General features: G+C 59.7%; 19 protein-coding genes and 3 pseudogenes. All 22 read right to left on the bottom strand.

The genetic code is table 11. From position 1 onward, the window contains the following. Window positions 1–50: 50 nt before the first annotated feature. The 22 genes and pseudogenes from JCM25414_RS21070 to JCM25414_RS00255 all read right to left on the bottom strand — a co-directional run bounded on the left by JCM25414_RS21070 (window position 51) and on the right by JCM25414_RS00255 (window position 23,846). The gene (locus JCM25414_RS21070) at window positions 51–710 is read right to left on the bottom strand and encodes a hypothetical protein (RefSeq protein ID WP_148300861.1); all 660 of its coding nucleotides are present in this window, start codon (window positions 708–710) and stop codon (window positions 51–53) included. Beyond that, window positions 625–1,104 carry a hypothetical protein gene (locus JCM25414_RS21065; RefSeq protein WP_159101671.1) on the bottom strand — a complete coding sequence of 160 codons (480 nt, stop codon included), beginning with the start codon at window positions 1,102–1,104 and terminating at the stop codon, window positions 625–627. The genes JCM25414_RS21070 and JCM25414_RS21065 overlap by 86 nt, the downstream gene beginning before the upstream one ends. A 152-nt stretch (window positions 1,105–1,256) precedes the next feature. After that, complete coding sequence (locus JCM25414_RS21060) at window positions 1,257–2,018, bottom strand: NADH-quinone oxidoreductase subunit N (RefSeq protein ID WP_051535577.1); 762 nt, start codon at window positions 2,016–2,018, stop codon at window positions 1,257–1,259. Then, window positions 2,009–2,359, bottom strand: a complete 351-nt coding sequence (locus JCM25414_RS25565) for a proton-conducting transporter transmembrane domain-containing protein (RefSeq protein WP_051535576.1) — start codon at window positions 2,357–2,359, stop codon at window positions 2,009–2,011. Before JCM25414_RS25565 ends, JCM25414_RS21060 begins: the two co-directional genes overlap by 10 nt. Window positions 2,360–2,385: 26 nt before the next feature. Continuing rightward, window positions 2,386–2,703 carry a hypothetical protein gene (locus tag JCM25414_RS21050; RefSeq protein WP_051535575.1) on the bottom strand — a complete coding sequence of 106 codons (318 nt, stop codon included), beginning with the start codon at window positions 2,701–2,703 and terminating at the stop codon, window positions 2,386–2,388. Beyond that, the gene (locus JCM25414_RS00335; RefSeq protein ID WP_025840350.1) at window positions 2,703–4,205 is read right to left on the bottom strand and encodes a complex I subunit 4 family protein; all 1,503 of its coding nucleotides are present in this window, start codon (window positions 4,203–4,205) and stop codon (window positions 2,703–2,705) included. Before JCM25414_RS00335 ends, JCM25414_RS21050 begins: the two co-directional genes overlap by 1 nt. After that, complete coding sequence (gene nuoL, locus JCM25414_RS15390) at window positions 4,202–5,926, bottom strand: NADH-quinone oxidoreductase subunit L (protein ID WP_242403187.1); 1,725 nt, start codon at window positions 5,924–5,926, stop codon at window positions 4,202–4,204. Before nuoL ends, JCM25414_RS00335 begins: the two co-directional genes overlap by 4 nt. A 117-nt stretch (window positions 5,927–6,043) precedes the next feature. Beyond that, window positions 6,044–6,355, bottom strand: a complete 312-nt coding sequence (gene nuoK / locus JCM25414_RS00325) for an NADH-quinone oxidoreductase subunit NuoK (RefSeq protein WP_025840349.1) — start codon at window positions 6,353–6,355, stop codon at window positions 6,044–6,046. 1 nt (window position 6,356) lies between these two features. After that, window positions 6,357–6,860 (bottom strand): NADH-quinone oxidoreductase subunit J, encoded by a 504-nt coding sequence (gene nuoJ, locus JCM25414_RS00320; protein ID WP_025840348.1) that lies wholly within the window; start codon window positions 6,858–6,860, stop codon window positions 6,357–6,359. A 2-nt stretch (window positions 6,861–6,862) separates the two neighbouring features. Then, window positions 6,863–7,375, bottom strand: a complete 513-nt coding sequence (nuoI, locus tag JCM25414_RS00315; RefSeq protein ID WP_025840347.1) for an NADH-quinone oxidoreductase subunit NuoI — start codon at window positions 7,373–7,375, stop codon at window positions 6,863–6,865. Window positions 7,376–7,388: 13 nt separating this feature from the next. Then, window positions 7,389–8,351 carry an NADH-quinone oxidoreductase subunit NuoH gene (gene nuoH / locus JCM25414_RS00310; protein ID WP_035442362.1) on the bottom strand — a complete coding sequence of 321 codons (963 nt, stop codon included), beginning with the start codon at window positions 8,349–8,351 and terminating at the stop codon, window positions 7,389–7,391. Next, the gene (gene nuoG, locus JCM25414_RS00305; RefSeq protein ID WP_025840345.1) at window positions 8,348–11,059 is read right to left on the bottom strand and encodes an NADH-quinone oxidoreductase subunit NuoG; all 2,712 of its coding nucleotides are present in this window, start codon (window positions 11,057–11,059) and stop codon (window positions 8,348–8,350) included. Before nuoG ends, nuoH begins: the two co-directional genes overlap by 4 nt. A 13-nt stretch (window positions 11,060–11,072) precedes the next feature. After that, window positions 11,073–12,387, bottom strand: a pseudogene (locus JCM25414_RS15385) (complex I 51 kDa subunit family protein). Then, complete coding sequence (nuoE, locus tag JCM25414_RS15380) at window positions 12,308–12,895, bottom strand: NADH-quinone oxidoreductase subunit NuoE (RefSeq protein ID WP_242403186.1); 588 nt, start codon at window positions 12,893–12,895, stop codon at window positions 12,308–12,310. Before nuoE ends, JCM25414_RS15385 begins: the two are co-directional and overlap by 80 nt. Continuing rightward, a pseudogene (gene nuoC, locus JCM25414_RS15375) lies at window positions 12,882–14,557 on the bottom strand (NADH-quinone oxidoreductase subunit C/D); the annotation flags it as partial. The pseudogene nuoC and the gene nuoE, both read right to left, overlap by 14 nt. A gap of 97 nt (window positions 14,558–14,654) precedes the next feature. Next, window positions 14,655–15,296: an NADH-quinone oxidoreductase subunit B gene (locus JCM25414_RS00285; RefSeq protein WP_025840344.1), complete on the bottom strand. Its 642-nt coding sequence runs from the start codon at window positions 15,294–15,296 to the stop codon at window positions 14,655–14,657. A 36-nt stretch (window positions 15,297–15,332) separates the two neighbouring features. Beyond that, window positions 15,333–15,752: an NADH-quinone oxidoreductase subunit A gene (locus JCM25414_RS00280; protein WP_051535626.1), complete on the bottom strand. Its 420-nt coding sequence runs from the start codon at window positions 15,750–15,752 to the stop codon at window positions 15,333–15,335. Window positions 15,753–16,074: 322 nt separating this feature from the next. After that, window positions 16,075–17,832, bottom strand: a complete 1,758-nt coding sequence (locus JCM25414_RS00275; protein ID WP_206777939.1) for a glycoside hydrolase family 15 protein — start codon at window positions 17,830–17,832, stop codon at window positions 16,075–16,077. Window positions 17,833–17,932: 100 nt separating this feature from the next. Beyond that, complete coding sequence (gene zwf / locus JCM25414_RS00270; RefSeq protein WP_025840341.1) at window positions 17,933–19,435, bottom strand: glucose-6-phosphate dehydrogenase; 1,503 nt, start codon at window positions 19,433–19,435, stop codon at window positions 17,933–17,935. A gap of 96 nt (window positions 19,436–19,531) precedes the next feature. Next, entirely contained in the window at window positions 19,532–21,085 is a 1,554-nt protein-coding gene (locus JCM25414_RS00265) for an efflux transporter outer membrane subunit (protein ID WP_051535625.1), read from the bottom strand. 62 nt (window positions 21,086–21,147) lie between these two features. Then, a pseudogene (locus JCM25414_RS15370) lies at window positions 21,148–22,728 on the bottom strand (DHA2 family efflux MFS transporter permease subunit). Then, window positions 22,725–23,846, bottom strand: a complete 1,122-nt coding sequence (locus JCM25414_RS00255) for an HlyD family secretion protein (protein WP_025840339.1) — start codon at window positions 23,844–23,846, stop codon at window positions 22,725–22,727. The pseudogene JCM25414_RS15370 and the gene JCM25414_RS00255 overlap by 4 nt, the downstream one beginning before the upstream one ends. Window positions 23,847–24,315: the final 469 nt, after the last annotated feature.

The raw sequence follows: 24,315 nt of genomic DNA, 5'->3' as shown, positions 1-24,315 counted from the left end.
CCTTCCTGTCTTCCCGGTTCAGTAAATCCGGGCCTGTCTATCTCGTCGCGTCACGGACGATGCAGACGCCTTCGCACGTCCGCGATGCCAAGGCCAGTCTCGACCGGCCTGTCGGCGACCGTTCCATTCCAGATGAGATCATAACCTGCCTCACGCGCAACGAGGGTCACATCACTCAGACCACGAGAAGCACAACCCTTGGCGCAGCCCGAAACATGCAGACTGCGACCTGAAAGCGCGGATGCAAGAGACAAGGCATCCTGCCGGGTCGGGCTGAGTGCATGGGCACAGCCGCCCTTGCCGGGGCAGGCGATCAGGTCCTTCCGGCTATCCTTCGGGTCGGTCATGAGATCGGGCGCCTCTACAGTTCGATCCAGCACAATGCCTCGCCAGGGCGTCACGCGAACCCTTGCCGCCGTTTCTGCCAGCATGAAGCAGGTCGCAGCACTGATCTCTCCCAGAAGGGCGAGCGCCCCGAAACATTCCGGCAGAAACGCGCCCATGAGCGAGGGTCTCTGCCCCGTGAACGATGGGGCGCGGTGTAGCGCCCGTTCTGCCCTCGGTTGCGCCGATGAAGCCGCTATCAGATCGAGCAGAAGCGGGACAATGACGGCTCTGCCACCCCTATGCCGGGTCGGGCCGTGATGAAGAACCCAGTCGCCCTGCTCGTGGCGCAGCATCAGATCGGCCCGCAACGCCCCGCTCGGCACGTGTCCCCCGCCATCGACAGCCACCCCGAATTTTTCGGGGGGGGCGCCAGCCCAGATCGGGCGCGATGAGGGCGGCCTCTACCTCGCGCGCAAGCGCCAGCGTGTCGGACGCGCAATCCGGGTCGAGGCCGGCAAGAGGCGACATGAACAGCAGGCGGCGGCGGGACTCGCGTTCAGGATTGGCAAGACCCAGCCCCCTTTCCGCCGCCTCTGCCGAGAACCGGCGGGCAGCGACTTCGTCGAAGCCACGCAATTGCAGATTGCCGCGCATGGTGAGCGTGATGCGCCCATTGCCCCACCCGGCTGCTTTTGCTGCAAGAAAAGAGAGATGCGCGGGCGTCAGCCCTTCGAGGTCGGGGGTGACACGCACGAGCCAGCCATCATGCGTCTGCATGGGAGCATGGAGCTCGGACACCAACCTTTACGGAGAGGAGAACGCGTCATCAGGCGGTGATAGCGCTACTTGGCGTGCCTGCCTCATAAAAAAAGCTGCATGCCTCGCGACATGCAGCTTTCTGACCTTCCGGCACAAGGCCCTGCTAACAATCAGGGTAACCTTGCAGGCGCGGCCGGTAGCGGCGGAGCAACGACCAGACCCTGGCTGCGCTGCACCAGCGTGCTGGGGCAGATACCCAGCAGGATGGTGGCGCAGGCCAGAACTGCGATCAGTGCAGCGTTGACCGGGGTCGGCGCCGTCACCTCGGCATGGGTCTCACGACCGGCCGGAGCGGGCGTCAGCATGATGAGAATCAGACGCAGATAGTAGAACAGGCCGATCGTGCTGCTCAAAATCAGGACGAAAAGCAGCAGGGTCTGATGCGCGGAGACACCGGCCGCCACGATGTAGAACTTCGCAAAAAAGCCGACTGCAGGCGGAATGCCAGCCAGCGAGATCAGCATGACCGACATTGCCAGAGCCGCCGCAGGTTTGCGACGGAACAGGCCGTGCCATTCACGGATATCGGTACCCTGCGGCAGCACGCCATTCATGATGGCAAACACGCCAATGGTCGAAATCGCGTAGGCCGCCAGATAGAAGGCTGCCGAGGCCACACCGAACGGACCCGGCGACAGAAAGGCCACCAGAAGATAACCGACATGCGCGATAGACGAGCCTGCCAGCAGGCGACGCAGATCGGTCTGCACCACCGCCATCAGGTTACCACCAAGCATGCTGAGCACGGCCACGATCAGGATCTCGTTCACCTGCGCGCTTGGCAGATAGAGATTGACCGAGGAGAAATAGCGCAGCATCGCGGCAAACAGCGCGATCTTTGATGTCACCGCCACAAGCGCCGCTACCGGCACCGACGTGCCTCAAGAACATCAGCCAGCCAGAGATGGAACGGCACGGCAGACAGCTTGAAGAACATGCCGGTCAGCACGAGGATCACGCCCATCGTGCCGATGATCGGCTCAGGAGCCTGAGACAGGTCTGGAGCACCAAAGCGCAGCGATCCGGTCTCGGCATAGATCAGCGCAAAGCCGAATACCATGGTGGCCGAGGCCACACCGGAGAGCAGCAGATATTTCATTGCTGCTTCACCGGCATCCAGACGCTTGTTCTGGAAGGCGATCAGACCGAGCAATGAGAGGCTGAGCGTTTCGAGACCGAGGAAGAACGAGATGAAATGCACGGCGCCGGTCATGGCGACCCCGCCCAACGTCGCCAGCGTCAGCAGCAGGAAATACTCGCTATTGACAGTCGGGTCGGCGCTGATCGCGCATGGCGCGACATCAGGACAATGGCCAGAACGGAAAGAATGATCAGCGCACCCGCAAACGACGCCCAGGTATCGGGCGCAAAAAGCGGCAGCGCACCGTTCATGATCAAGGCCGTAGGCAGCATGATCGAGGCGAGAGCCGCCACGAGCACGATGACGCACAAAATGGCGTCACGCGCCACATGACGCCGCCACGAAATGGCGGCGAGCTGCACCAGGCTCCCGAGGCAGAGCACCAGCACAGCATTGGGAAGGAACGAGAAAGACATTACTGGGCCTGCTCCTGAGCGATGCTCACGACATGGGGGCTTGCAGGTACTGAGAGGTTCAGAACCGGCTGAGGATAGACACCAAGCGCAAGGAGAAGAAGGGCTGCCACACCGAGAACGGCGATATGCGGCACGGAAGGCGCACCGAGCGGAGCGAGGCTTTCGGTCTTTTTCGGGCCATAGAACACGCGAAGCATCATCGTGAGCGAATAGACCGAAGAGAGAACCAGGCCAGCAGCCGCAAAGAACGTCATCACATGGCTGACCTGCCATGTGCCCATCAGCACCAGGAACTCACCAACGAAATTTCCCAGACCCGGAAGGCCGAGAGAGGCGGCGGCAAAGAACATGGCCAGGGCCGAGAATTGCGGCATGGCGGGCCAGAGACCGCCCATTTTGGACATGTCGCGTGTGCCCAGACGTTCTTCCAGCAGACCGGCAATCACAAAGAGCGCCCCGGTGCTCAGACCATGCGCCACCATCTGGGCAATGGCGCCCTCCATACCGATGCGCGTGCCCGAAAACACACCCAGCAGGATGAAACCAAGATGGCTGATGGAAGAGTAGGCGATCAGGCGTTTGATATCGTCCTGCGCAACGGCAAGCCACGCGCAGTAGAGAATACCGACAACACCAAGCGTCATGGCGATAGGCGCGAGATGCGCGGCCGGCCCCGGGAAGAGCATGACCACGAAGCGGATCAGACCGTAGCCGCCCGTCTTGGCCAGCACGCCCGAAAGCAGGATGCTCACCGCAGCCGGCGACGCTGCATAGGTGTCAGGTAGCCAGGCGTGGAACGGCACCATCGGCAGCTTCACCGCAAAGGCGATGAAGAAGCCCAGCATCAGCACCGGCGCGATCGGCGCGATCATGGCGGTCTGCGACAGGGCGAAATAGTCGAAGGTGATCACGCCGGTGCGCTGGGCATTGACGATGACCAGACCCAGAATGGCCAGAAGCATCAACAGGCCGCTGCCCTGCGTGAACAGGAAGAATTTCAGCACGGCGCGCTGACGACCGGCATCGCCCCAGATCAGGATGAGCCCGAAAAGCGGCAGCAGCATCAGTTCCCAGAAGAAGAAGAACAGGAACAGATCGGTCGCCATGAACACGCCGTTGATTCCGGCCACAGTGGCCAGAAGCAGGCAGTGAAACAGTCCAGCGCGATCGGCTACGTTACGGGCGCTGAGCAGCGCGCAAGGCAGCGCGATCAGCGCGTTCAGCCAAAGCATGACGAGACTCAGCCCGTCGAGATCGAACCGCACATTGATACCGAGCATCGGCACCCAGGCCATGGAGAAATGGGCGAACCATCCCCCTGCCCCGGCGCCAGCGGCAAAGCTGCTGATCGTGATCTGCGCGAGCAGCACCACCATGAGAACAAGGGTGATCAGAGACGACACCCAGGCGGCACGTGAAGCGCCCCGCAGCCCGACAAGCCAGGCTGCGAGACCCCCGATGAAGGGGATAAGTACGAGAGCGGGAAGTGCAAACATCATCATACCGCCAGACAAAGAGCTGCAACCGTTCCTGCTGCGATCCAGCCGGCATAGCGACGCACCTGGCCGCTCTGCAGCTTCGCAACAGCATGTCCGCTGCCCTGTGTGAGGGCTGCAACAAGATCATAGAAACGATCGATGAAATCACGACGGTTCAGATGGGCAAGCACCATGAACGGCCGCACGAAGAGCCAGTCATACAGCGTGTCGAAACCCCAATCGGCGCGCAGCGTCGCAATAGCGGGGCTTTCGGCAGCAACCGGTGCTTCGCCCTTGGGGCGCCACAGCGTCCAGGCGATGGTCACACCGGCAATCGGCACAAGCGAGCCGAGAATGAGCAGGCTGGTATTATGCTCTTCAGGCAAGGCGCCCAGCACGGGTGCCAGCAGGTTCGAGAAGATATGCACGTTTGCAATCGCATCCGGCATTTCCATCCAGCCACCGCCGATGGCGAGCACCGACAGGATGGCCATCGGCAGCGCCATGGCCAGACCGGACTTACCGTGAGCATGGGTGCGATGACCGCCCCAGAACACGATGAACACGCAGCGGAAGATGTAGATCGAAGTCAGGAAGGCACCGAACAGCGCACCGGCCCAGAAGATCGGGCTCAGATCATAGGCGCTGCCAAGGATGAGTTCCTTTGAGAAATAACCCGCCGTGATCAGCGGCAGACCGGCAAGTGCTGCCGAGCCCGCGAGGAACGCGGCAAACACCCAAGGCATGTCCTTGCGCAGACCACCCATCTTGAAGATGTCCTGCTCGTGATGAACGCGCAGGATGATCGAACCGGCCGCCATGAAGAGCAGCGCCTTGAAGAAGGCATGAGTCACGAGATGGAACATGGCCGCATGCCAGGCGCCGCAACCGAGCGCCAGATACATGTAGCCGAGCTGGCTCATGGTCGAATAAGCGAGAATACGCTTGATATCGGTCTGAACCAGCGCACTACCGGCAGCGAGCAGGATGGTTACGAAGCCGACAATGGCGCAGGCCAGCATGGCCAGCGGCGTCATGACGAACAGCCCATGCAGTCGAGCAAGAAGATAGACGCCCGCCGTGACCATGGTCGCGGCATGGATCAGGGCCGAAACAGGCGTCGGACCAGCCATGGCATCAGGAAGCCAGGTCTGGAGCGGCACCTGTGCCGATTTGGCCATGGCGCCGCCGAGCAGCAGGAACATGCCAAGCGTCAGCGTGCGCGGCGCGGCATGGGGGCCGACAGCCAGAAGTGTCGGAATGTCCAGCGAGCCGACGGCCGTTGCCATCAGCAGCATACCGAGCAGGAACAGCGCGTCACCGACACGCGTGACCACGAAGGCCTTGCGCGCGGCGATGGCATTGGCCTGTTCGCCATACCAGAAGCCGATGAGCAGATAGGAGCACAACCCCACGCCTTCCCAGCCGATGAAGACGCCAAGCAGATCTGACGCCAGAACCAGCAGCAGCATGGAGGCGACGAACAACGTCATATAGGTGAAGAAGCGCGCGATATCCTCGTCGTCATACATATACGCGCAGGCATAGACGAGAATGAGGAAGCCGACGCAGGACACGACCAGCATCATGACCAGCGAGAGCCGGTCGAGCGTGAGCGCGATCTGGGCGTTGAAGGAGCCGACATTCATCCAGTTCCACAGCACGACGTGCAGCGATCCAAGCGAATTCGGGCCAGAGAGAAAGCTGTAGGCCGAGACCACGGCGAACAGGGCGCAAAGCCCCATCCCCGCGCCGACGAGCAGCGTCGTGGCCTTGCGGGCAACTTGCCCCCGGTCAGCATCAGGATGATGGAGACCGCAAGGGGGCAGAGAATGACGAGCGGAAGCAGCGAAGCCACGAGACTAACCCCCCAGACGGTTGCCGGTATCGGCATCAAGCGTGGAGCGTCCAGCAGCATGCATGCGCAGGATGATGGCCAGGCCGACAGCGGATTCCGCTGCGGCAAAAGCCACGACCATCATGAACATGACCTGGCCATCCGCCATATGCCAGCGATTGCCCGCCGCGATAAAGGCGAGGCATGCGGCATTGAGCATGATCTCGGTCGACATCAGCATGAAGAGCAGGTTGCGGCGTACGAGAACGCCCAACGCTCCGAGTGAAAAGAGAATGACGGCGACAATGAGCGCGCCATTGGGATCGGCAGCAGTCATATCAGGAATTCCCCCCAATGCGGCGGCCGATGTGATAGGCGCTCACCAGCCCTGCGAGCAGCAGGAAAGATGAAAGCTCAACGGTCAGGATATACGGACCATACAGCGTCAGGCCGACTGCTTTCGGGCCGATAGCAGCACCGACCGTGCCCACTGCCATGGTGTTATGGTGCAGCCCGTAGACAAGGAGCCCCATCAGCAGGATCGAGATCACGCTGGGGCCGATCCAGGCACCACCGGCGAACCAGCCTTTTTCACGAAGCTGATCGGGCTGGCCGAGATTGATCATCATGACCACAAACACGAACAGCACCATGATCGCGCCGGCATAGACGATGATTTCGAGCATGGCGGCAAAAGGCGCACCAAGCTGTTCGAACATGCAGGCCAGGGCCAGAAGGGACACGACAAGATAAAGCAGGCCATGCACCGGGATTGTGCGGGTAATCGCCAACGCGGTCGCGCCGATGGCAATCAGCCCATAGAGTTCAAGCATGATATTCATGATCAGGGCATCAGCGCATGAATGTCGATGGGCTTGGCTTCATTTTCGGCTTCACCTTTATTCTTGCCCGGGATCTTGAGCCCCGAAACATTATAGAAGCTGTAATCATGTACCTTGCCGGGACCGCTGATCAGGAGGTCTTCCTTTTCGTAAACCAGGTTCTGGCGCACATATTCGCTCATCTCGAAATCGGGCGTGAGCTGGATGGCATAGGTCGGGCAGGCTTCCTCACAAAAACCGCAGAAAATGCAGCGTGAGAAATTGATCTGGAAGAATTCCGGATACCAGCGCCCTTCCTTCTCGCCTTTCTGCAGGCTGATGCAATCGACCGGGCAGGCTGCCGCGCAAAGATTGCAGGCCACGCAGCGTTCTTCGCCGCTGGGGTCGCGGGTCAGAACGATACGGCCGCGATAGCGGGGGGACAGGTACGGTTTGACGTCCGGATACTGAACCGTTTCATTGCGATGAAACATGTGCAGGAACGTCAACCATATAGTGCGGAGAATACCGAGCATGGCGCGCTCCCTCTCAGACGCCCGCGCGCAGCAGAATGACCGCGCCGGTGACCAGAATGTTAAGCAGGGATAGCGGCAGCAGCACCTTCCAGCCGAAAGACATCAGCTGGTCGTAACGCGGACGGGGCAGTGCTGCACGCAGGAGGATATAGAAGCAGATCAGCAGGAAGACCTTGATCGCAAACCACAGGAAGGGCGGCAGGAACGGGCCATGCCAGCCACCCAGGTAAAGCGTGGTGATCAGGGCCGAGCTAAGCGCGACACCGGCATATTCAGCCAGATAGAACAGACCGAATTTCATGCCGGAATATTCGGTATGGAACCCGGCGCCGATCTCGTTCTCGCCCTCAGGAAAGTCGAAAGGCAGACGATGCGTCTCGGCAATACCGGCGAGCAGGAAAATGACGGCACCAACGCATTGCGGAATAATGAACCAGCAATTCGTCTGGGCTTCGACGATGTCGCGAATGCTGAACGAACCAGCCGCCATCACCACGCCCATGACCGAAAGGCCCATGAAGACCTCATAGGAGATCATCTGGGCGGCGGCACGCATGCCACCGAGCAGGGCGTATTTGTTGTTGGACGACCAACCGGCGAGAACCACGGAATAAACGCCAAGTCCGAGCATACCGAAAACGAAGAGCAGGCCGACATTGAGGTCACCCGCAACACTCCAGATCGGCGTGATCGGCACAACGCCGAAGCAGAGCAGAACCGCCATGAACCCGATGATCGGGGCCACGAGGAACACCCATTTATCGGCGAAAGGCGGGATCCAGTCTTGCTTGAACAGCATCTTCATCGCATCGGCGATGATCTGGAAGAGACCGAAAGGTCCGACACGGTTAGGGCCGGGACGATCCTGGAACACGCCGAGAAGGCGCCGCTCCAGTGTCGTCGAGAGCGCTGCGACGCCGAGAACGCCAAAGACGGTCACGACGATCACAAGAATTGGCCACACGATGGGCATCATACCGCGCTCTCCGTTCCAATACGCTCGGCAGGCGCCGTGATTTCAAGCGAGACCCAGCCCGGTGTGGACCAGGAGCGCGACACCATATGGGGCGGGCAGGTCGCCACACCTTCGGGCAGGGTCGGGTCAGACACGGCATCGACCGTGTAGATCTCGCCATTCAGCGACAGGCGAACCTGTGCGCCCTCAGCCACCGTACCACCGACACGGATGAAGGCCGGGGCAGCACGATCGGCGATCGGCTGAGCCATCATGCTCATTTCGTCGGTGCCGAACACACGCGCCTCGGGGAGGAGCATGACCTGACCAGCACGAGCGACGAAGGCATTCGGCACGTCCATGGCATAGCCATGAGCGGCCCCTTCAGCCCCCTCGACCAGACGCACACCACTATCACCACCGCGCATCTTGCCACCGATTTCCTGTTGGAATCGGTTGAGCGCCTGCTCGGAATTCCAGCCGGGCACCTGATAGAACGGCACGAGCGTGCCGGGCATATCGGTCCCGTAGGAGCCTTCCATGGTGGAATGCAGCGGCGTGTCGGGCGAACTCGGCGGCGGAATGTCGCGCACACTGATATTGGCGCGAATGGCCGTGCGACCGCTGACGCGATGCGTCTGGCTGCGCAGCGATGTGCCTTCGAGCGTGTAATCCGAACCCGGTGCTGCCTCTGGGATGCGGGCAAAAACCGGCATGACAGTGGCGATCTCGGCGATCAGATCGTCCAGCCTGGCCCAGGGCTGCACATGGCTGAGGCCAGCGGCCTGCGCCATATCGACAATCCAGCGCCACCCCGCCTGGAGCGGAGCATCAGGATAGACCACCTGGAAGAAGCGCTGGGCACGACCTTCGGCGCTGACCAGCGTGCCGTCCGTTTCGGAATAGGCTGCCGAGGGAAAGGTGACGTGCGAGCGTATGGCCGTCGGCGTGACCGAGTGATCGAGCACGACCAGATTGGCAGCACCACCGACCAGCGCGTCGAACTGAGCGCCATCCAGACGGCGGCTCAGATCGTTTTCGAGCACGATGAGCGTGGCGTCGGCTGCGCGTGACGCGACTGTGTCGAGAGACAGCCCATCCATCAGGGCAAGCCCCATGGAATTCGCTTCCGGCAGGACGAAGCTCATCAGCGGCGTCTTGCCCCTAGCAGCAAGGGCCGAAGCAATATTGGCCGTCGCCTGAAGCAGGGCAGGAGACGCATATTGCAGGCCAGACACCAGAAGCGGCTTTTCTGCCGCAAGCAAGGTCTCGGCAATACGCGTCGCCGCTGCCGTTTCAGCGTCGGTCAGACCCGTCACATCGGGTGCAGAGGCATCGATGCGATGGGCGATGGCAAAACCAAGGCGGGCCGCGTCGTCAGGCATGGCGCGAACGGCCTCCTGAGCGAAGCCGTCCAGATCGGTCGATGTCGGTGACACCACGAAGAGCGGCGAAATCGTGTCCTGACCCAGCGTACGCACAGAGGCGTCCATCCAGTGCGGCACGCGGGCCTGATCGGCAGCCTTGTTGAAGGCCGTGCGCTTGATCTGGCGCAGCGCCAGGCTCATGCGCGGCGAGGTTGCCGAAACATCCTCACCCAGAATCAGCGCGCCGTCAGCCGTTTCCATCTCCTGCATCGTGGCGATGCGGGCGGGGGTGGACGTCAGCAGCGAGACGGCCAGTTTGACCAGACCATGCTCAGGCTCGGCCATGCCGGTCGAGAAATTCTCGGCACCGACCAGCTTGCGCAGGGCATAGTTGGATTCCAGCGAGGCGCGCGGCGAGCCGATGCCCACCAGCTTGCCGGAAGCTGCGATCTTGCCGAAATGATCGAGTGCGGCCTGTGCCGGAACCGGCGTCATGTCACCATTGATCACATAACCCGCCGAACGCAGACGCGTGGGGGCATTGACCCAGCCGTGACCGAAGCGACCGCGATCGCACAGGAAGTAGCGGTTCACCTCATCATTATAACGGTTGAGCGTACGGCGAACCTTGCCGGCGCGCTCATTGATGATGGTGTTGCAGCCTGTCGCGCAGTTGGAGCAGACGGAGGGTGCGCCGCGCATATCCCATTTACGGCTGTACATCTTCGAGAACGGCTTGTCGGTAAACACGCCGGTCGGGCAGACCTCGATCAGATTGCCTGAAAAGGGGCTCTCAAGCGTGCCGCTCTCATGGCGTCCGAAATAGACGTTGTTATGCGAGGCAAAAACGCCCAGATCCTCGCCGCCCGCATAATCGCGATAGAAGCGCACGCAACGATAGCAGGAGATGCAGCGGTTCATTTCGTGCTTCACGAAAGGACCGAGTTCCTGATTGTTGTGGGTGCGCTTGTCGAAGCGATAACGACGCTCGCGATGACCGGTCATGACGGTCATGTCCTGAAGATGGCACTCGCCGCCTTCTTCGCAGACAGGGCAGTCATGAGGGTGGTTGGTCATCAGCCACTCGACCACCTCGCCACGGAATTCCTTGGCTTCGGGATCTTCCACCGAGATGATCGCGCCTTCGGTCACCGGCGTCATGCAGGCCATAACGATACGACCGCGCGTATCATCGGCATTGGCATATTGCTTGACGGCACATTGGCGGCAGGCGCCAACAGACCCGAGTTCGGGATGCCAGCAGAAATAGGGCAGGTCTTCCCCTGCCTCGAGACAGGCCTGCAGAAGGTTCACGTCAGTGCGTGCTTCAACCTCGCGGCCGTCGATTACGATTTTTGCCATCGGGCCGTTCCTCCTACGCCGCCTGCCCTGCGGCGCCGCTCTCTGCGGTGCCGGGGGTGGCCTTGCTGACAAGTCGCTGGAAATCTTCGGCGAACAGCTTCAGACCGCTGGCCAGAGGCGCGATGGCGCCGGGGGCGTGAGCACAGAAGGTGCGTCCCATCGGGCCGATCAGGCGGGCAGCATCATGCAGCCGCTCGATATCGTCCGGCGTGCCGCGCCCTTCTTCAATGGCGATCAGAAGGCGCTCGACCCAGGGCAGGCCATCACGACAGGGCGTGCACCAGCCACAGGATTCCTGCGCAAAGAAATGCTCGAGATTGCGGATCATCCCGATCGGCTGGTCTTGTCATCGAGCAGAATGGCCAGACCCGTACCGAGGCGGCTGCCCGCCTTCTCCGGCGTCGGGTAGTCCATGATAATATCGGCGTGCTCTGCCCCGAGAAATGCTGTCGAGGCGCCGCCGGGCAGGAAGGCGCGCAGCTTGTAGCCGTCCTGCATGCCACCGGCGCATTCGTTCAGGATCACGCCAAGCGATGTGCCCAGAGGCAGCTCGAACACGCCCGGACGCTTGGCACGACCGCTGACACCGTAAAGCTTGGTGCCGCCATCGATGCAGGCGCTCAGCCCCAGATACCACTCCGTGCCATTGGCCAGGATGTGCGGGATATTGCTGAAGGTCTCAATATTGTTGACGACCGTCGGCGCGCCCCACAGACCACCGATCTGAGGGAAAGGCGGCTTGGCGCGCGGGTTGGCGCGACGGCCTTCAAGCGCCGTGATCAGAGCCGTTTCCTCACCGCAGATATAGCGCCCGGCGGAGGGATGGACGTGCAGATCGAAGTCGAAGCCCGAGCGAGGATGTTCTCACCGAGGAAACCGGCTTCACGCGCCTGAATGACCGCCTGCTGAAGACGCTCAAGACCAAGATGATACTCGCCACGCAGGAAGATGATGCCGTGCCGTGCCTGAATGGCATAGGCCGAGATGATCATGCCTTCGATGAGCTGAAGCGGGTTACCCTCGACAAGGATGCGATCCTTGAAAGTGCCCGGCTCCATCTCGTCACCATTGGCGACGATATATTTGAGACGGTCCTTTGAGGATTCCTTGGGGACAAAGCTCCACTTCATGCCGGTGCTGAAACCAGCGCCGCCACGACCGCGCAGCTTGGAATCCGTCACTTCGGTGATGATCTCGGCGGGGCTCATGCCCAGGGCGCGACGCAGGCCGCGCCAGCCGCCCTTCTTGTCATAACCGGCCGGGTCGAGCGGCGTCTCGCGATTGACGAGCGCCAGAAGCGGCTGCTTTTCGGGGTTGAGACCTGTCATCACTTCTTCCTCGCCCGAATGTCGTCGATGATGCCGTCAATGTCTTCCGGGCGGACAGGACCGAAAAGATCCTTTCCGACCAGCATGGCCGGGGCGTGGTCGCAATGACCGAGCAGACGATCGGCAGAACGGTGAATTCACCGTCAGGCGTCGTCTCGCCCATTTTCACGCCCAGCTTCTTGCACAGGCGTTCGCGCGTCTGTTCGGCACCCATGATGTAGCAGGAGACGGAGTCACAGAGCATGACCACGTTCTTGCCGACCGGCTTGCGGAACAGGAGATTGAAATAGGTGGCAATCCCGTCCAGATCGGCCTGGGACATGCCCAGAATACGTGCCGTATGGGCAAGATGGGCGTCGTTGATCCATCCGAAGCGTTCCTGCACCAGACGCAGCGCTTCGATGGCGGCGCCACGAGGATGATGCTCGTGGGCGGCCATGTCGATGAACGTATCGACGAGATCCTGTGGGAGTTCGGCGTCCTGCGCCGTAAGTTCAGCGGTCGACATCGGCCATCACAAAATCGATGCTTCCGATAATCGCAATCAGATCGGCAATCATGGTGCCGCGTGACAGCATCGGAAGCTGTTGCAGATGAATGAACGACGGTGTGCGGATACGTGTCCGGTAGGACATCGTGCCGCCGTCGCTCACGAGGTAATACTGATTGAGCCCCTTGGTGGCCTCGATGCAGGAGCGGACTTCGCCCTGCGGAATGACCGGCCCCCAGCTGACGCCCACGAAGTGATGGATGAGCGTCTCGATGTCATGCATCGTGCGCGGCTTCGGCGGCGGCATGGCCAGCGGATGCTCGGCCTTGTAGTCGCCACCCGGCATGTTATCGAGGCAGTAGCGGATGATACGCAGGCTCTGGCGGATCTCTTCGATATGCACCGCAGCGCGGTCATAGCAGTCGCCATTGACAGCGGTCGGAATATCGAAATCGATCTGGTCATACCCCGAATAGCGCCTTGCGGCGGTAATCCCACTCCAGACCCGTCGCGCGCAGCCCCGGACCCGTCACACCCCAGTCGATCGCCTCTTCGGTATTATAGACGCCAACGCCCTTCGTACGGGCCTTGAAGATGGGGTTCTTCATGACGAGTTCGTTGTACTCGTCCAGGCGCTTGGCAGGTAGTCAAGGAACGCGCGAACCTCGCCATCCCAGCCCTGCGGCAGATCCATGGCCACGCCGCCAATGCGGAAGAAGGCCGGATGCATACGGAAGCCGCAGATCTTCTCGATGATCTCGAAAACGCGCTCGCGATCGGTGAAGATATAGAAAACCGGCGAAAGCTGACCCAGATCCTGCACCATGGTTCCGTAGAACACGAGATGGCTGGAGATACGGAAGAACTCGGCCAGCATCACGCGAATAAGCTGCGCACGGGGCGGCACGGTGATGCCTGCGAGCTTCTCGACACCCATCACATAGGGGAAATTGTTCATCACCCCGCCGACATAGTCGATACGGTCGGTATAGGGGATGTAGCTGTGCCAGGTCTGGCGCTCGGCCATTTTCTCGGCACCGCGATGATGGAACCGATATCGGGCACCGCATCGACGATGAACTCGCCTTCGAGCTGCAGCACGACACGAAACACACCATGGACCGAAGGATGGTTCGGGCCGAGGTTCAGGAACATGAAGTCGCTGTTGTCGGAATGACGCTTCATCCCCCAGGATTCGGGGTCGAATTTCAGCGCTTCCTGCTCATCGAAAACCTGGTCTTCTGAGAGCGTATAAGGCGGGCGCTCGGTGGCGCGGGCATAATGGTCCTTGCGCAGCGGATGACCGACCCATGTGGGCGGGGTCAGGATGCGCGAGAGATGGGGATGCCCCTCGAACACGACGCCGAACAGATCCCAGACCTCACGCTCCAGCCAGTTCGCGTTCGGCCAGATATCAGAAATGGTGCCGATATTCGCATCATCGACCGAAAGCGGCACCTTGAAGCGCACCTCGTCGATCGGGCCGTTGAAAGACTGAATGTGATAGACAACCGTGAAATCGGAAGCCGGCAGACCATCGCGATGGATACGCTGGCGTTCGTCCACGCAGGTCAGATCGAGCAGCATGCGCAATGTGCCGCCAGACTTGACCGCCTGTAATACGGCGCGGATCTGGCCGCGCGACACCCAGAAGGTCGGCACGCCATCGCGCGTCGATTCTTCGAGCATGATCATGTGCGGGGGGAAAGCGGCAACTGCCGCACCCATGACGCCCGAACGGGTTTTTTCGAAAACTTCGCTCATTGCTGTCCGCTCCTCAGATCGTATCCGGGGTGCGCAGCTTGGTAACCGCCATGCGCTCCTCGCGCTTGAGGTCGCGCATGCTGGCCGGGGTCACCTTGGTCACACCCTGATCGCCCACCATCCAGCTGAGCGGGCGACGCTGCTTGCCGATGGAATCCTGAAGAAGCATCAGCCCTTCGAGCAGCGCGTCGGGGCGCGGCGGGCAGCCTGGCACATACACATCGACCGGAAGGAAGCTGTCGACACCCTGCACGACGCTGTAAATGTCATACATGCCGCCCGAATTGGCACAGGAGCCCATGGAAATGACCCAACGCGGCTCGAGCATCTGGTCGTAGAGATACTTCACGATGGGCGCCATCTTGCGGAACACCGTACCCGCAATCACGATCAGGTCGGCCTCACGCGGCGTGGCGCGCAGCACTTCGGAACCGAAGCGGGCGATGTCGTAACGGCTGGTAAAGGCCGTCGCCATTTCAACGTAACAGCAGGACAGGCCGAAATTGAACGGCCAGACCGAATTCTTCTGCCCCCACGAAATGAAATCCTGCAGCTTGCCCACAACGAGATTGCTACGCACATCATCATGCATCAGCAGTTCTTCGGGAGATTGCAGGCGGGGTTCGCCAACGGCGGAGGTAAGAGTCCAAGTCATCGTTATACGACCTCGCGCGCGGGAATTTTGACAAGTTCAACGGGGGAATTCGGTGGCACCTTGACCGGCATGCGGCGGTGCTTGGGGCCATTCGAGGGCACCACTGCGCCAGAGGTAAACCAGGGCGAGCGTGAGAAAGACGACAAAGGTCGCTACCGAGATGAAGGCGGCCCAGCCAGCCTCGACCACCACGGAAGCCCATGAATAGATGAAGACGCTTTCAACATCGAAAATCACGAAGAACACGGCCAGCAGATAATACTGAACCGGCAGACGGATACGCGCCGACCCTGTGGAAAGGATACCTGACTCGTAGGGCAGGCTCATCGACCGACCGCGTGCGGCACCGACGCGACGAGGCCCTAAAGCAGCAGAAAGCGCCACCACGATACAAAGGAAGATGACCGTAAAGGCCACGTAGATCGCTAAAGCATGATCTGCAAGAAACTGAGACACTGGCGCAACCACCTATTCCCGACGGGACCAGTAGCCTGAGTTCCATCAAGGCGTGTAACACCGGTCTGGAACTAAAAAGCTAGTGGTCGTGAGGTTTTTTTCTGCGCCATTGCCTAGCATCACATCAAGTGCCTGCCTATCACCTGACCGAGAACACACGAAGCCGTGATCAATTAGGTATTGGTATAGTCCTCTTTTTGTTGATACTGATTATCAACTTCCGTGCCGATTTCAGAAAATCGTCGACACTTAGTTGATACCAATTCTCAACTAGTGCCTTTATCGCGATATATTACCTGATCGAGATACTGCCCGGCCCTGATCAGGCGAGATGAGTGAAAGCCTGCGGGAAATTGCCCAGATGCTCACCTGCCGGACCGATTTCCTCTGAAAACAGCCCAACATGGTTGGCGTAAGAGAGCGTCTTGTCGAACAGGAAACGCGCCATCAGCAGATCGCCGGATCGGGCCAGGCACTCGATGTACCAAAAGGAACACATAGTGAAGGTGCCCTCACGCCCTTCCAGCCCGTCCTCATTATCGCCTTCAGCCACATGATAGCGAAAGACATGGCTGTCATCGAGCAGCTGCTCGCCTACAGCCCGCAGGGTCGAGGCCCATCGCGGGTCATGATCGCCGATAAATCCCATGAGAGGCATCAGCAGGCAGGACGCATCGATAGCCGTACCCCCCTTGTACTGCACAAAATACTGGAGTTCCTCATTCCAGAAATTGTTCTGCACATCCATATAAATGGCATTGCGCTCACGCACCCAAACAGCGATCCGCGCAGGAAACCCGCGTTCTTCTGACAGACGAATTGCGCGATCAAGCGCAACCCAGCACATAATACGAGAAAATAGGAAGTGCTTTTTCCCCCCACGTACTTCCCATATACTTTCGTCTGGCTGATTCCAGTTCAGGCAGAGCCAGTCTATGCCTTCGGCAACGGACTCCCATGCTTTCCAGCTCAGTCGTTCGCAATGACGATCGGCGTGATAGACGGCATCCATCATCTCGCCAATGATATCGAGCTGTAACTGATCTTCCGCCCCATTCCCGATGCGCACGGGGCGCGAATCACGAAAACCTCTGAAATGGGTCAGGTCGGTCTCGGGCACAAAAGCCTTGCCATCAATAGCATACATGACTTTCAGACGCGCATCGCCCGGCTGCGCCTCGAGGCGACGCTTATGCAGCCAGCGAATGAAAGCAGTCGCCTCGTCCTTATGCCCCGTCTTCATGAAGGCATAGACCATGAATGACGAGTCGCGGATCCAGCAATAACGATAATCCCAATTGCGCACACCGCCGGGATCTTCAGGCAACCCGAAAGTCGCGGCCGCCACCATCGAACCATGCTCTGCCGAGGTCAGTAATTTGAGCGCGAGCGTCGATCGGGTGATCTGGTCGTGCCAGCGTCCGTGATAGCTCGCGCGCGCCACCCAATCGATCCAGTAATTGGCCGTCGCCTTGAACGCGGTCGACGTCCAGTGATCTTCGAGACAGAGATTCTCTTCGGTCGTAAGGCTGTCGAGCATGAACGTCGCCGTCTCGTTGAGTTGCAGTACGAACTCAGCGCAGGCGTCATCCTTTATCAGCGTCATGGGAATGGTCGAACTGATACGCAGCGGCGGCAGATCATCGCGCAGCGGTTCGAACAGGATCACCCTCTCATTCAGAAGACGGGCCTTATGGCCAACACGGGCGTAGTCGAAACGTGGCGCACAATGCAGCCGGAACTTCAACGTGCCCCGAACGGCCTTCACACGTCTGATGACGCGCTGCTCCGGGTAATCCGGAGCAAGGGTCATGAAGTCTGAAATTTCGCTCACCCCCTCAGGTGAGAGCACACGCGTCAAAAGGACATTGGTGTCGGGCACATAGAACTGACGAAATCTGCCCCCCTCGAGCACCGGCGCCAGCTCAAAAAACCCGGCGCTCGGCTCGAGCAGCGACGCGAAAACACTCGGAGAGTCAAAACGGGGCCAGCACATGAAATCGATCGAACCGTTGAGCGCGACCAGGGCGGTCGTGCGCAGATCGCCGATCACAGCGTGGTTTTCGATTGCCATACTCATCATCAGTTCTTTCGACCCAGCCCTTTTACAGGAACCTTGTTTTGGAAAGCCGGCTTACCGACCCGAAACGTGCGCATATCGGACAAGACAACCGGCAGGTTCATCTGACAGGAAGCCAGCTACGCCCGTCACGCGCAAGCAAGGCTGCTGCCTCGTCCGGCCCCTCGGAACCGGCCTTGTAGAAATATGGTGCTTCAGGAGTCACGATGGCGTCGATTGCCGCCCAGGCCGCCTCGATGGTCTCGGCACTCTGGAAGAGCATCTGATTGCCGCCCATACAATCATGCAGCAGCGCCTCGTAACCGACATTGGGAGCCTTACTGAAGAAATCGTCATAAAGAAACCGACTACTCACCGGCGCAATCTCCTCTGACAGACCGGGCCGCTTGGCGTCGAAATCGATCGAAACACCCCGCACCGGGTCGAGCAGAAAACGGATAACATTGCCGGTACGCGGGTCGTCCATATCCTGATTGAACAGGGCATAAGGTGGCTTTTTAAAGACGACATTGATTTCAGTACGTCGCCCGGACATGCGTTTACCGGTGCGCAGATAGAAAGGTACGCCACCCCAACGCCAGTTATCGATGTAGAGCTTCAGAGCAGCGAAGGTCTCGGTCTGACTCTCTGGCGCGACACCGGGCTCACTGCGATAGCCAGGCACCGATACGCCTTCGATCTGCCCCGCAGCATATTGCCCCGGCACGTAATCCTCTTTCCTTATAGGGCGTATGGCTTGCAGAAGGCGCGTCTTTTCCTGTCGCACGGCGTCAGCCGAGAGCGACGACGGTGGCTCCATCGCGATCAGGCTCAGCAGCACAAACAGATGATTGGGCACCATATCTCGAAGCGCACCCGTATGCTCGTAAAACGCCCCGCGTTGTTCGACGCCGATTGTTTCCGCAGCGGTGATCTGCACATGATCGATATATTCGCGGCGCCAGATCGGCTCGAACAGCACGTTCGAGAAACGGGCGATCATGATGCCCTGATTGGCTTCCTTGCCCAGAAAATGATCGATCCGGTAAATCTGGCTTTCATCGGCCTGAGCACGCAGCACAGCATCCAGCTCGCGCGCCGAGGCAAAATCATGACCGAAGGGCTTCTCGATCACGAGACGTCGAAAACCGCGCCCTTCTTTAAGCAATCCCCCCTGCCCCAGCCCCGTGGCAATGCGGGCGAAAAACCGCGATGCGACAGCAAGATAGAAAATGACATTACCCGCGCCGAGTGCCTCTCTGAGCGTCGTGTAGATATCGGGCTGTGTGAAATCGCCTGAAAGATACTGCGCCTTGGCCGTCACCCGATCCCAGACCGTTCGATCAAGCTGAGGACAGGAGAATTCGGCGGAAGGGTCTTTCGCATCCTGCTCAGCCAGGGAGAACAGGCGCGCCGCCCAATCCTGTCCGGTCTGCTCGGCGCGATCAACCGCGATGATCTGGAAGTCGTCGGGCAACGCTCCCGCCACGGCGAGATCGTAGAGCGAGGGGAGAAGCAGGCGTCGGGTCAGATCGCCGCCCGCGCCGAAAACAACCAGCTTGCAAGGCTGTTGTTCGGCGACGCTTCCCAGAGCATCGCGTAGCTGTTCAGTGGCGATCGACATGATGGTCCTCCCTCTTGCTCAATGAGCAAGAGAGAAAAAGCCTAACACGTCAAATAGATCATCCGATTATTTTATAAAGCTTAAACAATAACGTGATCAGGCGTGACGGGGACTGTCCCCGCCAAGCTGCCGGATTGTTGCATCTTCGGGTTTGTCTTGCGGGAACTGCGTCTCCCATCCACCACCCAGCGCGTTATACAGATGCGCCAGATTGCTCGCGAGTGTTGTGGTGCTATCGGCGAGCTGCAGCTCGGCAGAAAGCAGATCACGCTGCGCTGAAAGTACGTTCAGATAAGTGGTCAGACCGCTGCGATACTGATCCTGCGCCAGATGAAGCGCACGTTGCCCCGAAACCACCGCAGCCTGCAACCCGTCACGACGACGCTGCTCGTCGCGATAGGCGATAAGCGCGTTATCGACATCACGCCAGGCACCCAGCACCGTCTGGCGATAGGTGATGGCGGCAGCTTTCTGAGCATAACGGTTGAGCATCAACTGACCGCGCAGACGCCCGCCCTGAAAGATCGGCAGAGAGATGGACGGGCCGATATTCCATGCACGCGCATTCCAGAAGCCAAGATCGCGGAACGAGAGCGATTGCAGCCCGAAATCGGCGTTGAGCGTGATCTTTGGATAGAACTCGGCCTCGGCCTCACCCACATTGGCCACGGCCGCATGGAGCTGCGCCTCGGCCTGACGGATATCCGGGCGACGCTGCGCCAGTTCGGAAGGCACACCCACCGGCACGCGCGGCGGCACAACCGGGATGCCCGCCGTGCGTGTCAGCTCCTCGTTGAGCGTGCCCGGAGGCGCTCCGAGCAACAGGCTGATGGCGTTGATCTGTTGTTCGATTCGCTGCTCGACCTGAGCGATCTGGGCGGTCGTCGAATCGAGCTGCGTCTCGGCGCTTGTCACGTCGAGTTCGGTCACGAGCCCGGTTTTCTGGCGCTCTCTGGCCAGAGAGAGTGTCTGGGCCTGCGTGTCACGATTGGCCCGAGTGATGCGCAACTGCTCCTGAAGCCCGCGCAGGGTCAGATAGTCATTTGCCATATCGGCCTGCTGCGCGATCAGCACGCCGCGGCGCTCCTCATCGCTCGCCTGCAGGTCGGCCTTGGCTGCCTCATACTGGCGCGCCACGCGTCCCCAGATATCGACTTCATATTGAGCGTCGATCGAATATTTCCACTGGTTCAGCAGAGGAATGGTCGCATCGCCCACGCTCTGGTCGAGCAGCGTGGCGTTCTGCTGCCCCAGTGCCGTGACGTTATCCTTGGCCACGCCGGAAAGGATACGCTGCAGCGACTTGGTGCTGTATTGCGAGCGCGTATAGGACCCACTGGCCGAAAGCCCGGGGAAGCGCTCGGCACCGGCCATCAGCAGCTGCGCACGACTTTGCGCCAGCTGCGCCGCAGCACGCTGGATATCGAGATTCTGCGTTGCCAGACGGGTTTCGAGCGAGGTCAGCGTCGGATCGTTGAAGATCTTCCACCAGTTCGGATCGGGAGCATCCGTCGTGGTCTGGCTGCCAGCCTGACCCGAACGGGCATGCATATCATACTGGCTGGGCGACCAGAGATCGGGCTTCTGATATTTCGGCCCGACACAGCCTGGCAGGGAAAGAGCCATAGCGAGCGAGGCGCCGCTCAGCATCAGAGCGCGCGGGGAACGGCCTGTCTTCAAGGCGTGGCTCCAGAAAGTCGTGAAATTAGTCATTAATGGGCACCTCCGGCCGGGCCCTTCTTGGCCACCGGGGAGAGCAGGAAACAGAATGGCACGACGCAGAACGCCATGATTCCGATCACCATGAAGGTCTGATTATAGGCCACCATGGAGACCTGCTGAAGAAAGCTCTGATAGTAGCTATGCACGGCAAATTGCTGAGCCGCCGCCGAGGTCATGCCGTTATCGACCGCCACCTTGTGCACGGTGTGCAGATAATCCTGCCCGTTGGCTGATAATCCGAAGTCCAATGAGCCATCAGACTTTGTCGAACCTGCTTGGTTTCGGTGATGGCCGCTGTGGCGAGTGAAATCGCGAGCGACCCGATATAATTGCGCGACATGCTGAACATCGCCGACGCGTCAGAATTCAGCTCTTTCGGCAGCGTCGAATAGGCAATCGTCGAAATCGGCACGAAGAGGAAGGCCAGCGCAGAGGTCTGGAAAATACGATACTCGACCAGATGGGCGTAACTGGTGGTCGGCACAAGCTGCGCCGAATAGAACATGGCGAGGCCCATCAGGAAGAATCCGAAAGCAATCAGATTGCGTACCTGCACGAACCCCATGAGTTTGCCGACAAGCGGGATCAGACAGATGATGACGCACCGCCCGGCGCGAGAACCTCGCCGGAAATCGTCGCCGTATAACCCAGAACCTGCTGTGCGAACTGCGGCACGATGATCGCGGAAGCGTAGAGCAGTCCGCCGACCATTGCCATGAGGAACGTGCCGACCGCAAAATTGCGATCCTTGAAGATGGCGAGGTTCAGAAGCGGATTTTTGGCCTTGAGCAGCCAGATAACCGCACCGACCACGCCAGCCACGCCGAGCACGGCCATCGTCACGATAAAGGGCGACCCGAACCAGTCATCATCCTCGCCGCGATCGGCCATGATTTCGAGACAGCCGAGACCGAGCGAAATCAGGCAGATGCCGATCACATCGACCTTCTCGCGCTTCTGCTTCTCCCATGGCGGATCTTCCACCAGAGCGGACACACCGATGAGAGTCAGAATGCCGAACGGCACATTGACGTAAAAAATCCACCGCCAGGAATAGTTATCGACCAGATACCCACCGAGAAGCGGACCGAGAATCGGCGCCACGATGGTCGCAATAGCCGTCAGGCCGAAAGCTGCACCACGTTTTTCCGGCGGGAAGGTGTCAAGAATGATCGATTGCTGATTCGGTTGCAGACCACCACCGAAGAAGCCCTGCATCAAGCGGAAAACAATCAGCATGGGCAGGCTCGTCGACAATCCGCAAAGGAAGGACGAGACCGTGAACATGGCGATGCAGATCAGGAAGTAGCGCTTGCGCCCCAGCAATTTGCCGAACCATGCGGAAATGGTCAGCACGATGCCGTTCGCCACCAGATAGGAGGTGAGCGCCAGGTGGAGTCATCGTAGGAGCTGCCGAGCGCACCCGAAATATGCGGGAGCGCCACGTTGATGATGGTGGTGTCGAGCACCTCCATGAAAGCGCCCAGCGTCACCACCACAGCAATCAGCCAGGGGTTCGCTTTGGGCTTCCAACTGGAGTGGTTTTGATTTTCGCCGGACGCGTCGCTCATGGAATGGTCACCGTCGGCACGACGGACACGCCGAGCGGCAGAGGGACATTTGGATCCAGCCCGCTATCGATCAGGATCTTGACCGGCACGCGCTGGACGATCTTGACGAAATTACCCGTCGCATTTTCGGGCGGGAAGGCACTGAATGCGGCACCGGCCCCTAGCTGGATCGAATCGACATGGCCATGGAGCGTGAGATTTGGGTAGGCATCGACCTCGATCTCGACCTTCTGGCCCGGACGCATCTTGTTGATCTGCGTTTCCTTGTAGTTCGCGACTACCCAGACTTCGGGCTCGACGACGGAAAACAGTTTCTGTCCGGTCTGAACGAAATCGCCCTGCTCGACATTACGCTGCGAAATCCAGCCGTCATGCGGTGCGCGCACTTCTGTCCAGCCAAGATTGAGTTGTGCCTGAACCAGATCTGCCTCGGCAGCCTTGAGCGCAGCATTCTGCTGCTTCATCGTGGCTTCCTGATTTTCGATATTCGGCTGGACAGGTGTCGCCTGCTGCAATTCGCCTTCGGCGCGCATGACTTCGGCATGAGCCTGATCGAGGGCAGCCTTGGAATAATCGATATCCTGCTGCGTTGTCGCAGCACGGGAAACGCTATGCTGGCGGCGGTAATCGGTTTCGGCCTTGAAGAGCTGCGCCTGTGCCGAAGCCAGGGCGCCCTTTGCTGCATTCAGACGACCCGGGAAGTTCTGCTTGGCAACCATGACCATTTGCGTGGCTGCAGCAAAATTTGCCTGCGCCTGAGCGATGCTGGCCTCTGCCTTGTGCAGTGAAGCGAGATAGTCGCGATCATCGATCTTGACCAGTAACTGGCCTGCATGAACGAACTGGTTGTCATTAACCAGAAGCTGCGTGACATAGCCGTTTACATGCGGCGCCACGGCAATTTTGCGCCCTGTCGTATAGGCGTCATCCGTCTCGATCTGATTGCGTGTCAGCAACCAGTATCCCAGCCAGGCAAGCGCAATGACGACGACGACCGCAATGAGAATGAGGCGCTTGAGGGGACTGGCCTTCTTGCCGCCCTTCTTGCTGCCCTGATCGTTCTGCTGTTCGTCATCACCCTGCGATGCGCGATTATCCTGATCGTCGCCCTGCGCCATGTGCATCCTCTCGCCGTCACTCCCTCTCTGCGGGAGCAACTCGGTTTCTGGGTCTCTGAACCCGACGTCTCACTCGCCTGATCTGAAAATGACCGTTCGGTTCGGTCACGGACTAGCATAGCTCTCTGAGTGCTTCAATCATCTGTTTCAGAGAATGTCTGCCCTCTTGAAACCTGCCCGGACGTGCAAATGCTGCCAGGCCTTCAACCGGAAGCTGCCCTTCTCGGTTGCGTGAAAATACGCCTGCCCGAAACCCGTCTGACGGCTGTTACGAAAAAGCCACAACCCGACGCGCTTCAGAACAAATACCCGCTTGATGACAGTCGCATGCCTCTGAAAGACTCCAAAGGCATCGAAGCGGGTCATACATACTCAACCGACCTGCGCCTCGCCCTGCGCGTTCCAGCGGCTGAACCGGGCAAACTTGCCTTTGCGGGCACATATTCAGTTGCCTTGGCATCCTTGCCTC

Source organism: Asaia platycodi JCM 25414 (assembly GCF_000614545.1).
In the GTDB taxonomy this organism is placed as follows: domain Bacteria; phylum Pseudomonadota; class Alphaproteobacteria; order Acetobacterales; family Acetobacteraceae; genus Asaia; species Asaia platycodi.
The sequence above is the reverse complement of the archived record's forward strand: the minus strand, read 5'-3'. Positions and strand labels throughout refer to the sequence as shown.

Bases quoted from the DNA above. Each gene is read 5' to 3' on its own strand.
- JCM25414_RS21065 (WP_159101671.1), bottom strand. From the start codon at position 1,104: ATGCAGACGCATGATGGCTGGCTCGTGCGTGTCACCCCCGACCTCGAA.
- JCM25414_RS25565 (WP_051535576.1), bottom strand. From the start codon at position 2,359: ATGACCGGCGCCGTGCATTTCATCTCGTTCTTCCTCGGTCTCGAAACG.
- JCM25414_RS21050 (WP_051535575.1), bottom strand. From the start codon at position 2,703: ATGTCTTTCTCGTTCCTTCCCAATGCTGTGCTGGTGCTCTGCCTCGGG.
- JCM25414_RS00335 (WP_025840350.1), bottom strand. From the start codon at position 4,205: ATGATGATGTTTGCACTTCCCGCTCTCGTACTTATCCCCTTCATCGGG.
- nuoL (WP_242403187.1), bottom strand. From the start codon at position 5,926: ATGGGGCTTTGCGCCCTGTTCGCCGTGGTCTCGGCCTACAGCTTTCTC.
- nuoK (WP_025840349.1), bottom strand. From the start codon at position 6,355: ATGACTGCTGCCGATCCCAATGGCGCGCTCATTGTCGCCGTCATTCTC.
- nuoJ (WP_025840348.1), bottom strand. From the start codon at position 6,860: ATGAATATCATGCTTGAACTCTATGGGCTGATTGCCATCGGCGCGACC.
- nuoI (WP_025840347.1), bottom strand. From the start codon at position 7,375: ATGCTCGGTATTCTCCGCACTATATGGTTGACGTTCCTGCACATGTTT.
- nuoH (WP_035442362.1), bottom strand. From the start codon at position 8,351: ATGATGCCCATCGTGTGGCCAATTCTTGTGATCGTCGTGACCGTCTTT.
- nuoG (WP_025840345.1), bottom strand. From the start codon at position 11,059: ATGGCAAAAATCGTAATCGACGGCCGCGAGGTTGAAGCACGCACTGAC.
- nuoE (WP_242403186.1), bottom strand. From the start codon at position 12,895: ATGTCGACCGCTGAACTTACGGCGCAGGACGCCGAACTCCCACAGGAT.
- JCM25414_RS00285 (WP_025840344.1), bottom strand. From the start codon at position 15,296: ATGACTTGGACTCTTACCTCCGCCGTTGGCGAACCCCGCCTGCAATCT.
- JCM25414_RS00275 (WP_206777939.1), bottom strand. From the start codon at position 17,832: ATGAGTATGGCAATCGAAAACCACGCTGTGATCGGCGATCTGCGCACG.
- zwf (WP_025840341.1), bottom strand. From the start codon at position 19,435: ATGTCGATCGCCACTGAACAGCTACGCGATGCTCTGGGAAGCGTCGCC.
- JCM25414_RS00265 (WP_051535625.1), bottom strand. From the start codon at position 21,085: ATGCTGAGCGGCGCCTCGCTCGCTATGGCTCTTTCCCTGCCAGGCTGT.
- JCM25414_RS00255 (WP_025840339.1), bottom strand. From the start codon at position 23,846: ATGGCGCAGGGCGACGATCAGGATAATCGCGCATCGCAGGGTGATGAC.